Below are 13,070 nucleotides of genomic sequence, written 5' to 3'. Positions count from 1 at the left end.
AGGTTGAGTAACCCGCTATTTCTCGAGAAACTCGAAGAAAAGGTGAGCGTAAACATGATGAAGCAATTCCAGCTGAACTCGTACCTGTTCGGCGGCAACGCTCCGTACGTCGAAGAGCTGTACGAGCAATATCTCGATAATCCGGCGTCGGTCCCCGACAATTGGCGCGAGTATTTCGACGCCCTGCAAAACGTGCCCGCGTCGGATGGCTCGAACGCGAACGACGTCGCGCATGGTCCGATCGTCGAGTCGTTTGCGCAGCGCGCGAAAGCCAATGCTTTCATTCCGCGCGAAGCCGGCGAGAATCTGGGCACGGCGCGCAAGCAAGTCCACGTTCAGTCTCTCATCAGCGCCTACCGCTTTCTCGGTTCGCAATGGGCCAACCTCGACCCGCTGAAGCGCCGCGAACGTCCCTCCATTCCCGAGCTCGAGCCTGCGTTCTACGACTTCACTGAAGCCGACATGGACCAGACGTTCAGCGCGGGCAACCTGTATTTCGGCTTCGAGCAGGCATCGCTGCGCGATATCGTCAAAGCGCTGCGCGATACGTACTGCGGTACGATCGGCGCCGAATTCCAGTACGTCAGCGATCCCGAGCAGAAGCGCTGGTGGCAGGAGCGCCTCGAATCGATCCGGGCCACGCCGAATTTCTCGCCTGAAAAGAAGAAGCACATCCTGAACCGGCTGACGGCCGCCGAAGGTCTCGAACGCTATCTGCATACGCGCTATGTCGGCCAGAAGCGCTTCTCGCTCGAAGGCGGGGAGAGCTTCATCGCCGCGATGGACGAGGTCGTGCGCCACGGCGGTGCGAAGGGTGTGCAGGAAATCGTCATCGGTATGGCTCACCGCGGCCGTCTGAACGTGCTCGTGAACACGCTCGGCAAGATGCCGTCGGATCTGTTCGCCGAATTCGAGGGCAAGCACGTCGACGATCTGCCTGCAGGCGACGTGAAGTATCACAAGGGTTTCTCGTCGGACGTTTCCACCGAAGGCGGTCCGGTGCACTTGTCACTCGCGTTCAACCCGTCGCACCTCGAAATCGTCAACCCCGTGGTGGAAGGTTCGGCGAAGGCGCGTATGGATCGTCGCGGCGACGACAGCGGCGTGCAAGTCCTGCCGGTGCAGATCCACGGTGACGCGGCCTTCGCAGGCCAGGGCGTCGTCATGGAAACGCTGAATCTCGCGCAAACGCGCGGCTACGGCACGCACGGCACGCTGCATATCGTCATCAACAATCAGATCGGTTTCACGACGTCGGATCCGCGCGACGCGCGCTCGACGCTTTACTGCTCGGACGTGGTGAAGATGATCGAGGCGCCGGTGTTGCACGTGAACGGCGACGATCCCGAAGCGGTCGTACTTGCCACGCAGCTTGCGATCGACTTCCGGATGCAGTTCCACAAGGATGTCGTGATCGACATCGTCTGCTTCCGCAAGCTCGGCCACAACGAGCAGGACACGCCGGCGGTCACGCAGCCGCTGATGTACAAGAAGATCGCCCAGCACCCGGGTACGCGCGCGCTCTATGCGGAAAAGCTCGTGCAGCAGGGCGTGATCGGCCCCGAAGACGCCGATGCCTTCGTCAAGGCCTATCGCCAGGCGATGGATGCGGGCCAGCACACCGTCGATCCGGTCCTCTCGAACTACAAGAGCAAGTACGCTGTCGACTGGGTGCCGTTCCTGAACCGCAAGTGGACGGATGCGGCCGATACGGCCGTGCCGCTCGCCGAGCTCAAGCGCCTCGGCGAACGCATCACGACGATTCCCGAAAGCTTCAAACTGCACCCGCTCGTCGAGCGTGTCATCAACGACCGCCGCGCCATGGCGCGCGGCGATGCACCGCTCGATTGGGGCATGGGCGAGCATCTCGCCTACGCGTCGCTCGTCGCATCGGGCTACGCGGTACGCCTCACGGGCCAGGACTCGGGCCGCGGCACGTTCACGCACCGTCACGCGGTGCTGCACGATCAGAACCGCGAGCGCTGGAACGACGGTACCTACATTCCGCTGCAAAACGTGGCGGACGGTCAGGCGAAGTTCACGGTCATCGATTCGGTGCTCTCCGAGGAAGCGGTGCTCGGCTTCGAATACGGCTATTCGACGGCCGAGCCGAATACGCTCGTCGCGTGGGAGGCGCAGTTCGGCGATTTCGCCAACGGCGCGCAGGTCGTGATCGACCAGTTCATCTCGTCGGGTGAAGTCAAGTGGGGGCGTGTTTCGGGTCTCACGATGTTGCTGCCGCACGGCTACGAAGGGCAGGGTCCCGAGCACTCGTCGGCGCGTATCGAGCGCTATTTGCAGCTGTGCGCCGAGCACAACATGCAGGTCGTGCAACCGACCACCCCCGCGCAGATCTTCCATTTGCTGCGCCGTCAGATGATCCGTTTGTTCCGCAAACCGCTGATCGTCTTCACGCCGAAGTCGCTGCTGCGCCACAAGGAAGCGATTTCGGACCTGTCGGAACTCGCAAGCGGCGTATTCCAGCCTGTGATCGGCGAAGTCGACCCCGCTATCGAAGCGAAGAAGGTCAAGCGCGTGGTGATGTGCTCGGGCCGGGTCTACTACGACCTGATCGCGCATCGTCGCGAAGCGAAGGCGAACGACGTGGCGATCATGCGTGTGGAGCAGCTCTATCCGTTCGCTCACAAGCAATTCGAAACGGAGATGAAGAAATACGACCATGCCACCGAGGTCGTATGGGTCCAGGACGAGCCGCAAAACCAAGGTCCGTGGTTCTACATCGAGCATCACCTGAAGGAAGGCATGCGCGATGGGCAGAAGCTCGCCTATAGCGGCCGTCCGGCATCGGCATCGCCCGCGGTCGGCTATTACGCGAAGCACTACGAGCAGCAAAAAGCGTTGATCGAAGGTGCTTTCGGCCGCTTGAAGAGCGCATCGATTGCCAAATAACTAAACGACAGCGAACCGGGAAAGCGCCGCGCGCTTTCCCGCGCCGTATGCCGCCCAGACAATCGAAGCGCGCGGGCAGGACGGGCGAGCGTTCGCGCTCCACACCAGATACGAGTTCAGGAAAATCAAATGGCTATTGTAGAAGTCAAGGTTCCTCAGTTTTCCGAGTCGGTTTCGGAAGGCACCATGATTGCGTGGAAGAAAAAGCCCGGCGAGGCCGTCACGCAAGACGAAACGCTCATCGAGATCGAGACCGACAAGGTCGTCCTCGAAGTGCCGGCGCCCGCATCGGGCGTGCTCGCGGACATCGTGGTCGGCGACGGTGAAGTCGTGAGCTCCGAGCAACTGATCGCGAAGATCGATACGGAAGGCAAGGCCAGTGCCGCGGCACCCGCTGCCGCTGCTGCCGCCGCTCCCGCCGCTGCCGCACCGGTTGCCGCTCCCGCAGCGGCCACCGCCACGGCGACGGCCGGTGCCGCTGCATCGCCGGCCGCCAACAAACTGATGGCAGAGAAGAACCTGTCGGCCGACCAGGTCGCGGGAACCGGCCGCGACGGCCGCATCACGAAGGGCGACGTGCTCGGCACGAGCGCGAAGGCACCGGCCGCGGCGCCTGCCGCGCCGGCTGCGCGTGCGTCGAAGCCCGCGCTGCCGGACGTCAAGGCGCCGGCCTCGGCCGACACGTGGCTCAGCAGCCGCCCGGAACAGCGCGTGCCGATGTCGCGCCTGCGCCAGCGTATCGCCGAGCGTTTGCTCGAGTCGCAGCAAACGAATGCCATCCTCACGACGTTCAACGAAGTGAACATGGCGCCCGTGATGGATCTGCGCAACAAGTACAAGGACAAGTTCGAGAAGGAGCATGGCGTGAAGCTTGGCTTCATGTCGTTCTTCGTGAAGGCAGCCGTGCACGCGCTGAAAAAATTCCCGCTCGTGAATGCGTCGATCGACGGCACGGACATCGTCTATCACGGTTACTTCGATATCGGTATCGCCGTGGGCTCGCCGCGCGGTCTGGTCGTCCCCATTTTGCGCAACGCCGATCAAATGAGCCTTGCCGAGATCGAGAAGAAGATCGCCGAATTCGGTCAGAAGGCCAAGGACGGCAAACTGTCGATCGAGGAAATGACGGGCGGCACGTTCTCGATTTCGAACGGCGGCGTGTTTGGCTCGATGCTGTCGACGCCGATCATCAACCCGCCGCAGTCGGCGATTCTCGGTGTACACGCGACGAAGGAGCGGGCGGTCGTCGAAAACGGCCAGATCGTCATCCGCCCGATGAACTATCTCGCGCTGTCGTACGACCACCGCATCATCGACGGGCGCGAAGCCGTGCTCTCGCTCGTCGCGATGAAAGACGCACTCGAAGACCCGGCGCGTTTGCTCCTCGATCTGTAATTCCCCGCGCCCGCTGTCCGGGCGCAGCAAAGCTTGGTTGAAAATCGCGACGAAGCGCGGCTCACGCCGCGCCGTCGCGTCATCGAAAGGATCGTCATGTCCCAACAATTTGACGTCGTCGTGATCGGCGCGGGTCCCGGCGGGTATATCGCCGCGATCCGGGCCGCGCAGCTCGGCAAGAGCGTCGCCTGTATCGAAAAATGGAAGAATCCGGCCGGCGCGCTGAAGCTCGGCGGCACCTGCCTGAATGTCGGCTGCATCCCGTCGAAGGCGCTGCTTGCGTCGTCGGAGGAGTTCGAGAATGCCTCGCATCATCTGGCCGAACACGGCATCGCCGTGTCCGACGTCAAGATGGACGTCGCAAAGATGCAGGCACGCAAGGACGGCATCGTCGAAAAAATGACGAGCGGTATCGAGTTTCTGTTCAAGAAGAACAAGATCACGTGGCTCAAGGGCCATGGCAAGTTCGTCCGCAAAAGCGATGCGGGCGTGGAAATCGAGGTGAGCGGCGAAGGCGAGGCCGAGGTCGTTACGGCGAAGAACGTCATCATCGCGACGGGTTCGAAGGCACGTCATCTGCCGAACGTGCCCGTCGACAACAAGATCGTTGCCGATAACGAAGGCGCGCTCGCGTTCGATGCGGTCCCAGCGAAGCTCGCCGTCATCGGCGCCGGTGTGATCGGGCTCGAGCTCGGTTCGGTCTGGCGCCGTTTGGGCTCCCAGGTCACCGTGCTCGAGGCGCTGCCGCAGTTTCTCGGCGCGGCCGACGAGGCGCTCGCGAAGGAAGCCGCGAAGCTTTTCAAGAAGCAGGGCCTCGATATTCACCTCGGCGTCAGCATCGGCGAGGTGAAGGCGAACGCCAAGGGCGTCACGATCGCCTACACCGACAAGGACGGCAACGCGCAAACGCTCGAGGCCGATCGTCTGATCGTATCGGTGGGCCGCGTGCCGAATACCGATAACCTCGGTCTCGAGTCGATCGGCCTGAAGGCGAACGAGCGCGGGTTCATCGATGTCGACGATCACTGTCGTACGGCGGTGCCGAACGTCTATGCGATCGGCGACGTCGTCCGTGGGCCGATGCTCGCGCACAAGGCGGAAGACGAGGGCGTGCTCGTGGCGGAGATCATCGACGGTCAGAAGCCGCATATCGACTACAACTGCATTCCGTGGGTCATCTATACGGAGCCGGAGATCGCCTGGGTCGGCAAGACCGAGCAGCAGTTGAAGGCCGAGGGCCGCGAGATCAAGACGGGGCAGTTTCCGTTCTCGATCAACGGTCGTGCGCTGGGTATCGCGAAGCCCGAGGGATTCGTGAAGATGATCGCGGACGCGAAGACCGACGAGCTGCTCGGCGTGCATATCATTTCGGCGAACGCATCGGATCTCATCGCCGAAGCGGTCGTCGCGATGGAGTTCAAGGCAGCATCGGAGGACATCGGACGCATCTGCCATCCGCACCCGTCGCTTTCCGAAGTGATGCGCGAAGCCGCGCTGGCCGTCGACAAGCGTTCGCTCAACAAGTAAGTCGCGGTAGTCACTGCTGGCAGCAAGTTCCGGTAGTCAGTCCTCTGAAGCAGTAACGGCCCAAGGAGCGGCCGGGGCGAAGTCCCTGGCGCCTCTTCGGCCGGTTCGGACCGGTGCGCGGGCGCGCCCGGTCCCCCGCACAGCGCCCGCTCCGGACGCTTGCCGAGCGGTTCCTTCACGATGAATGTCCTCGAATATTACGAACACGAGCTGCAAGCGCGTGGCTATCTCGCCGACGACGCGCAGCTCGCGGCGGTGAATCGCTTGCAGCAATGCTATGCGGAGTGGGTCGCCTACAAGAGCCGGCGCTCGAATGCGCTGCGCAAGCTGCTCGTGCATCCCGAGCTGCCGCGCGGCGTCTATATGTGGGGCGGCGTCGGGCGCGGCAAAAGCTTCCTGATGGATAGCTTTTACGCGGTGGTTCCAGTGCAGCGCAAGACGCGGCTGCATTTCCACGAATTCATGCGCGAAGTCCATCGGCAACTCGAGGAGCTCAAAGGGCAGGCCGATCCGCTCGACGAGCTGGCGCGCCGTGTCGCCAAGCGCTATCGGCTCATTTGCTTCGACGAGTTCCATGTCTCCGACATTGCCGACGCAATGATTCTTCATCGACTCCTCACCGGGCTCTTCGATAACGGCGTGCAGTTCGTGATGACGTCGAACTACGATCCCGATACGCTTTATCCCGACGGCTTGCACCGTGACCGCGTGCTGCCCGCCATCGAGCTCGTGAAGGAGCGGCTCGATGTGATGAATGTGGATGGCGGTACCGACTATCGTCGGCGCACGCTCGCACAGGTCAGCGTCTATCACACGCCGCTGGGCGCCGAAGCCGACCGTGCGCTGAGAGCTGCGTTTTCGCAGCTCGCGGCCGTGCCCGACGAAAGCCCGCTGCTCCATATCGAGAAGCGCGAATTGAAAGCGTTGCGGCGCGCCGACGGCGTTGTCTGGTTCGATTTCGCGACGCTGTGCGGCGGACCGCGCTCGCAAAACGACTATCTCGAGCTGGCCTCGCGATTTCATACGGTGGTGCTTTCCGGCGTGCCGCAAATGACGCCTCGCATGGCGTCGGAAGCACGCCGTTTCACCTGGCTCGTCGACGTTTTCTACGATCACAAGGTGAAGCTGCTGATGTCGGCCGCGGTGGCGCCCGAAGCGCTCTATCCCGAAGGGCCGATGGCCAATGAGTTTGGCCGGACGGTCTCGCGTCTCGTCGAAATGCAGTCGAAGGAATATCTGGAAGCGCCGCGCAGGCTCGTCGATACCTCGTTGACTTGACGGTCGCTGGCTGAACGTTTTGGCTGCGCGAGAGCAGGGCGCAGGACAGATTCGGATTATTCTGATATTCGCCGGCCGGGACGAGGCCTATTGTGCTCTCTATTCAAACGAAGGAGGCACAGATGACCCCTTACCGCGAGATAACCGACGAGCAATGGCACCGTGTGGTCACGCTGTTTCCTGAATTGCGGGCGCGCGCGCCTGCGCGTGGCCGCCCCCTCACCGATACACGCGCGGTGCTCAATGGCGTGTTGTGGGTGATTTATAGCGGCGCAGCGTGGTCTTCGATGCCGCGCCGGTACCCCTCCTATCAAACCTGCCACCGTCGTTTCAAGACGTGGTACGACGCGGGCGTGTTCAGGCACGTGCTGGGCGAACTGTATGGCGATGCGGCCGAAGGGCTGTGCGAGTCGGTCAGGGCGCGTATGCGCGCGAAGTTGAATCCGGCAAAGGTGGCGCCGGCTTTCTCGACGATCGATGCGCCCATGTTGTCCTATCTGGCCTCACTGCGTCGCGCCGCCTGAGCCACTCGGCTCTTCTGCGAGCGAGCCTGCCGTATGGTCAGGACCGCTCGCGCAACGGCTTGTCCTGAGCCCGTTCAGTTCTTTGCCTGGTCCGAAGCCGAATCGGCTTGCCGATTCCACGTTTGCGACCGGCCTAGCAGTGAGACGCCGATATAGCCGCGTACGACGAGCTGATGACCTCCCTCGGCGAGCGTCATTTTGCATCGATAGACCTTGCCGTTTTCGGGATCGAGGATGTTGCCGCCATCCCAATGATCGCCGTTCTGCTTCATATCGCGGATGATCGTCATACCGAGAATTTTCTGATCCTTGCGTTCGTCCGTACATTCGGTGCAACGGCGATCGGGCGAGTCCGCGGGGTTCAGCCCTTTGATGACTTTCCCACTTAGTGTTCCATCCGCGTTCTGCGAAATCTGTACGAGCGCTTTCGGTTGATGCGTATGGTCGTCGATTGTTTGCCATACGCCGACCGGGGAATCGGTGCCTTGCGCGAAGGTTATCGTGGCGCTGGCCAGTAACAAGCCGGCTGCTGCCATGCGCTTAACGGCATGCAAGGCGATCGAGCGGGTGTCGTGCGGGAAGTGCATGATGTCGTCCTCCTGATGGGGTGAATCGGCCGTCGTTTCTTTCGCGCGGTGGCGGATAGGTCTGTCGCGCCGCGCTTGTTGGAATCAGGTCAGCATACCCACGAAAAAATGACTGAGGTTTGATAGTGGAACCTCTAATCAGGATAGAGCGGGCATACACCTTGTTCCAGTTCATTCCCGCAGCATTTCATTCGACATCAAAACATTTGATACGAAAACGTGGCGTTGATTCGCGGGCTGCGCGATGGGCTTTCGATCGGCGCGTCGGCAACGGCCTTGGCGATCGAGAGATCGAGGCTGTAATGCTTCGTGTCGGTGATCCGCAAGCCTAGCGCGACCGAAGACAGCTTATTGGGCGATGTCGGTCCGGAGTGGAGATACACGCGTGCCATATCGAACGATACATACGGAGTGATGGTCTGCAGGTAGTGCATCCCCACCGCGAAAGCACGGTTGACTTCGAACGATACGGCCCATCCCGAATCGCCCGATGCCTCTCCCGGCTGATAACCTGAAGCGAATCGTTGAGCGCCGAATGCGATCTGCTCCGAAGTCGGCAGGTTGTCGGGACTGAACTGCGCCGTAGCCGCAACTGTCGTACCGATTTTGAAAGGCCATTCGTTCGATTGAGAAAAACTCGCGCCCGTTCGCACGAACGTGAGCGATACCGGATTCGTCGGAACTGCACCCGGCACGTTCGAATCGGCTGTCTTCGATGCGCCCAGAACATTGAAAGCATGCGCCACGTTGAGGCTCGCGCGGCGCACCTGGCCCGGCTCGACACCCGTGTAATCGAGTTGCGCCTGCAGCACGCGCGCTTGCGAGCGCAATCCGATTTGCGCGCCGTTGATCGTATTGCGGTAACGGTTTTCGTCATGCGACGCGTAGCGGTCACGGTGCCGATCAGCTTGTGCGCATCGCGCAGAAGGAACGGGTAGGCGGCCGAAAGCGCGAGCTTGTCGTTGACCACTGTTCGTTCGACGTACGAAGGCAAGCCGGGGTTGTCGGTCGGGTGCCCCCGATAGTGCGATGCATCGATGTGAGCGACGAGCCCATCGCTACCGACAGGCATTGCGCCGTTGGCCGAGTAATAGGTGGTGTCGTCGCGGCCCTTGGGAGCGAGAGCCGACACGCTGAGCTGCTCTCCGAGCGACGCCAGTCCGTTTTCCGTCACAGTGAAAAGGCCTTGCACACCCGGGTGATGCAGGTCGATGCCCGCGCTGAAGTTCAATGGCTTGCGCGTGACGTCGAGCTCTAGAGGCGTCGCGCCGTCTGTCGTTTTCGGTGCCGGTACCGTGGCCGTCACGGTCAGGCCAGGCAGCAATCCAAGCGCATTCACACTGCGCTCGAAGGTCGCGCGGCGCAGCGGCCGTTCCTTGCGGATGTGCTCGGCAATCTGGCGAATCTTGCGTTCGGTCGAGCCCGGATTGCCCTTGATGTCGATCTGCGCGACGTATCCCTCCACAACGGTTACGCGCACTACGCCGTTTTCGAATGTCTGAGCGGGAACGAACGCGAACGATAGCGCGTATCCGAGCGACTGATAAAGCCGGGTGATCTCGTTCGCGGTCTCGATCAACTGCCCGATCGTGATGTCTTTGCCGACGAGCGGCGTGAAGTGCCCTGCAACCTCCGCAAAGGGGATGGCCTTGACGCCTTCCACCTGGATCTTCGTTGGGGTGAGATGCGATGCCAGCAGTTGCTGCAACTGTGGCCTCGGCCGTTCGACCTGGACCGTGATGCTAGGTGCGTTGCTTGGGGCATGGGTTTGCGGCAGCGCCTGAAGCGGGTTCCCGCTGGCGGCGGCGCGTGTTTGCGCTTGCGTCACTGTTGCCACGCCCGCTGCGCCGAGCGCGAGTCCGACCCCTACCAGGAATTCAGTAGTCCTCATCATTCGTTCCTCGTCTGGCCTTTTTATGGGTACCGCCGGGCCGGCTCTGAGGCCGGCGCCGACTCGGTACCTTCGCCCGTTTTCGTTTTCGGGCCGTTTGCGTGCGCGGACCGATGGCGGCACCCGACAAGCGGGGCGCCGCTCGATCGCGCGCGATGACGCTACTGCAGTTTCCCGAGAACGGGCAGGCCGTTGCCGAGCAGCGAACCTACGCCCGCGGCACCCGAACCGGCACCGGCGGCAGGGGTACTCGATAGTGCGCCGGTGACGCTCGTCAGCGCCCCCGTCAGGGCCGAGAGCGGATTCGTGCCGCCGCTCGCGCCGGATGTCACCCCACTCAACGGTCCGGTGAGGCTCGCGAGCGGGCTGCCGGCTCCGCCGCTGCCGGCACTGCCCGCAGCGACGGACGTGTTCGTACTTCCGGCAAGGCTCGTGATCAGCCCGGGGATCGGTGCCGCCCCGTTCGGTCCGTTCGGATCGACGAGGCCGCCCGCATTCGTGACCGTGTTGCCGAGGGCGGATACCAGTTGCCCGACGTCGCCCACGAGCGGTTCCTTCGCGCTCGAGCCGATAGTCGTGCCCGCGCCTTGGAGCGCGTTGCCGACCTGGGCGAGTACGCCGGATACCGGTTGACCGAGGCCACTCGTGGTGCCAACGGTTTGCGTCGTCTGCCCGAGCGCGATGACGAGCGGCGTGATCGCGTTGCTGACGGGTTGCGTGACTTGCTGAACGGGCGACGATGCGAGCGTATTGCCCAGTATCATCCCGCCCGCCTGCACACCATTCGCTGCCGTATAGAGCGCGCCGGCCACAGGCGTCGTGACGGGCGCCAGCGGCGAGAGCGGGCCGGTGCCGAGCGCGTCGACCGTCTTCGCGACCCCTGCGACGACGCCGCTCGTCGCGCTGACCGGCGTGCCGAGCTTGGCCACCGTCGTGCCGACGGGATTGGCCGTGGTGCCTATCTGGCCGAGTCCGTCGCTCAGCGCATCCGCTGTGCCGTCGATCACAGGGCCCAGCGCGCCGACGGTGCTGCCTACGCCGCCGGTGACACCGGGGCTGACGCCCGGCACCGGCAGCGACGAGATCGTGCCGCCGAGATCGGTGGCCACCTTGCCGACGGTCGTGATCGCGCCCGTCGTGTTGGCCGTGGGCGGCGAGGGCGGATCGGTCGGGGTGACATTGCCGCCGTTGTTGTTGCCGCTCAGGCCGGTGGGGACCGAGACGCCGTCGCTGCCGCAGGCGGCAAGGGCGCACGCCGCAACGATGGCGGCGATTGGCGCACGCAGTCGCACCGAAGGCGCGGGAATGAAATGAATCGAAACTCGACGTCGATCGGACATGGTCTGCTCCTCGTGGTCTGCTGTCGCGTGCATTGCGTCTTGCGGTTCGCACGCTCGTGAATGGCAAGCGCGGCAGCGCTCGCCGATGGCCGCTTGCGCTGCCCCACCGCGCGACGCGCAAGCCGGGCTGGGGCAGCGGGTTATCGTGGATTTCATTTCCTGGAGAGCCCGCCCGTGAGCGCGCCGGTCAATGCGCCCAGTCCCGAGAGCGGGCTCGACTGGCCAGCGCTCGATGAGCCGGCCGCGCTCGTCAAAGCCCCAGTGGCCGAGTTCAGCAAGCTGGTGAGAGGCGCCAGCGGGCCGCCGGTCGTGCCAGTACCGGTGGCTGCCGTGCCAGCGATAGCCGAGACGGTTCCCGCAACCGGTGCGAGGGCGGTACTGCCCAACGGAGTACCGCCCAAGGGGTTCGCGCCTGCTGCTCCCGCTCCGCCGAGTGCGCCTGTCAGGCCCGAGACCGCCCCAACGAGGGGAGCCAATGGCGAGCCGCCCAGCGAACTTGCGCCACTGCCCCCCGTGATGAGGCCGCCGGCACCCGCAACCGTAGCGCCCGTCGAAGCGAGCACGTTGCCAAGACCGCCGGTCACGGGATTGCCGCCCGTAGATGCGACGATTGCGCCTGTCTTGCCGAGCGCACCCCCCGCTGTCGTCAAGAGAGTGGCAAGCGGCTGCCCGACACCGGTTATCGTGCCGACGCTTTGCGTCGTCGAAGCGAGCGATGCCGTGATCGGTGTGATCGCAGTGCTGAGCTGTTGCGTCACCTGCTCGACAGGGCCGCTCGACAGCGCGCCGCCAAGCGTCGAACCCGCATTGCCGATCGAGGTGCCAAGCGTGGCGACGCCGCCGCCGACCGCCGAGGTGAGCGGTGACAGCGGTGCCAGCGGCCCGCTGCCGAGACTGGTCACGAGATTTCCCGCATTCGTGATCGCGAAGTCGACTTGGCCGAGTGCAGGGCCCGCACTGGCGAGCGTCGTGCCGACAGGATTTGCAGTGCTGCCGAGTTGGCCGAGACCTTGCGAAATGCCGTTGCCGAAGGTGGACACCGCCCCTCCCAGGTTCTGCACGACGGCACCGGCGTCTTGTACGGTCTGCGAGCTGACGCCCGGGATGCTCTGCGAGCCGGCCGAGGAGCCGATCGACGAGAGCGTCGAGCCGATCGCGCTGACGGTACCGCCGCCGTCGGCCGCAACTTTGCCGATCGCGTTGGCGCTGGCGGTACTTCCCGAGTCGGAGCCCGAACCGCTGGTTCCGGTCGTCCCGCCCGTGCCGGTGGTCCCGCCCGCAGACGAGTCGCTGCCGCCGCCCGAAGCCCCGCTGTCCGCGCCGGCGAGCGAGTTGCTGCCGCCTTTCGATCCGAGTCCCTGACTCAGGGTCCCCGATCCCCCGCAAGCGGTAAGAGAAAGTAGCGCGCTTGCCACACTCGCGGCCAATATGGTCCTGAATGCCCCGTCGCTTTTTGGATTACGCATGATGTCACCCGCGTTTGTTGTCGATTTGAAGTGCAGCGGGCGTTAGCTCTGCAATGGCTATGCCAGTGAGAGCTTTCGAACGGGATAAAGCGATGGTTGCCGCGCGTCAAACAAGATGAGAGCAGCGCGTCAATCAGGATGAGAGCTGTCTC

Annotated in this window: 8 protein-coding genes and 1 pseudogene; 5 read left to right on the top strand and 4 right to left on the bottom strand. The window is 63.4% G+C overall.

Going from position 1 to position 13,070, the window contains the following annotated elements:
- Nucleotides 1–54: 54 nt before the first annotated feature.
- The 5 genes from GWC77_RS07000 to GWC77_RS06980 all read left to right on the top strand — a co-directional run bounded on the left by GWC77_RS07000 (nucleotide 55) and on the right by GWC77_RS06980 (nucleotide 7,634).
- Entirely contained in the window at nucleotides 55–2,910 is a 2,856-nt protein-coding gene (locus GWC77_RS07000; RefSeq protein ID WP_173256176.1) for a 2-oxoglutarate dehydrogenase E1 component, read from the top strand.
- A 129-nt stretch (nucleotides 2,911–3,039) separates the two neighbouring features.
- Complete coding sequence (gene odhB, locus GWC77_RS06995; RefSeq protein WP_173256175.1) at nucleotides 3,040–4,305, top strand: 2-oxoglutarate dehydrogenase complex dihydrolipoyllysine-residue succinyltransferase; 1,266 nt, start codon at nucleotides 3,040–3,042, stop codon at nucleotides 4,303–4,305.
- 96 nt (nucleotides 4,306–4,401) lie between these two features.
- A complete protein-coding gene (gene lpdA, locus GWC77_RS06990) occupies nucleotides 4,402–5,832 on the top strand; it encodes a dihydrolipoyl dehydrogenase (protein WP_173256174.1) in 1,431 nt (476 codons plus the stop codon).
- Nucleotides 5,833–6,012: 180 nt separating this feature from the next.
- Entirely contained in the window at nucleotides 6,013–7,110 is a 1,098-nt protein-coding gene (zapE, locus tag GWC77_RS06985; protein WP_173256173.1) for a cell division protein ZapE, read from the top strand.
- A 122-nt stretch (nucleotides 7,111–7,232) separates the two neighbouring features.
- Nucleotides 7,233–7,634, top strand: a complete 402-nt coding sequence (locus GWC77_RS06980) for a transposase (RefSeq protein ID WP_173256172.1) — start codon at nucleotides 7,233–7,235, stop codon at nucleotides 7,632–7,634.
- Nucleotides 7,635–7,708: 74 nt separating this feature from the next.
- Here the strand turns inward: GWC77_RS06980 and GWC77_RS06975 are convergent, their stop codons facing one another.
- From GWC77_RS06975 to GWC77_RS06960, 4 genes and pseudogenes are all read right to left on the bottom strand, one after another.
- Nucleotides 7,709–8,221 carry a DUF2147 domain-containing protein gene (locus GWC77_RS06975; protein WP_173256171.1) on the bottom strand — a complete coding sequence of 171 codons (513 nt, stop codon included), beginning with the start codon at nucleotides 8,219–8,221 and terminating at the stop codon, nucleotides 7,709–7,711.
- Between the two features lie 197 nt (nucleotides 8,222–8,418).
- Nucleotides 8,419–10,112 (bottom strand): annotated as a pseudogene (locus GWC77_RS06970) (ShlB/FhaC/HecB family hemolysin secretion/activation protein).
- A gap of 161 nt (nucleotides 10,113–10,273) precedes the next feature.
- A complete protein-coding gene (locus tag GWC77_RS06965; RefSeq protein ID WP_173256170.1) occupies nucleotides 10,274–11,452 on the bottom strand; it encodes a collagen-like triple helix repeat-containing protein in 1,179 nt (392 codons plus the stop codon).
- Between the two features lie 152 nt (nucleotides 11,453–11,604).
- Nucleotides 11,605–12,918, bottom strand: coding sequence for a collagen-like triple helix repeat-containing protein (locus tag GWC77_RS06960; protein WP_173256169.1), 1,314 nt, complete (start codon nucleotides 12,916–12,918; stop codon nucleotides 11,605–11,607).
- Nucleotides 12,919–13,070: the final 152 nt, after the last annotated feature.

Origin of the sequence: Paraburkholderia sp. NMBU_R16, from assembly GCF_013282575.1 — a bacterium.
Taxonomy (GTDB): Bacteria; Pseudomonadota; Gammaproteobacteria; order Burkholderiales; family Burkholderiaceae; genus Trinickia.
This window is presented reverse-complemented; position numbering and strand designations above follow the sequence as displayed.

What these genes read in the sequence shown, in the direction of transcription:
- GWC77_RS07000 (WP_173256176.1), top strand. Translation starts at nt 55, where the DNA reads ATGATGAAGCAATTCCAGCTGAACTCGTACCTGTTCGGCGGCAACGCT.
- odhB (WP_173256175.1), top strand. Translation starts at nt 3,040, where the DNA reads ATGGCTATTGTAGAAGTCAAGGTTCCTCAGTTTTCCGAGTCGGTTTCG.
- lpdA (WP_173256174.1), top strand. Translation starts at nt 4,402, where the DNA reads ATGTCCCAACAATTTGACGTCGTCGTGATCGGCGCGGGTCCCGGCGGG.
- zapE (WP_173256173.1), top strand. Translation starts at nt 6,013, where the DNA reads ATGAATGTCCTCGAATATTACGAACACGAGCTGCAAGCGCGTGGCTAT.
- GWC77_RS06980 (WP_173256172.1), top strand. Translation starts at nt 7,233, where the DNA reads ATGACCCCTTACCGCGAGATAACCGACGAGCAATGGCACCGTGTGGTC.
- GWC77_RS06975 (WP_173256171.1), bottom strand. Translation starts at nt 8,221, where the DNA reads ATGCACTTCCCGCACGACACCCGCTCGATCGCCTTGCATGCCGTTAAG.
- GWC77_RS06965 (WP_173256170.1), bottom strand. Translation starts at nt 11,452, where the DNA reads ATGTCCGATCGACGTCGAGTTTCGATTCATTTCATTCCCGCGCCTTCG.
- GWC77_RS06960 (WP_173256169.1), bottom strand. Translation starts at nt 12,918, where the DNA reads ATGCGTAATCCAAAAAGCGACGGGGCATTCAGGACCATATTGGCCGCG.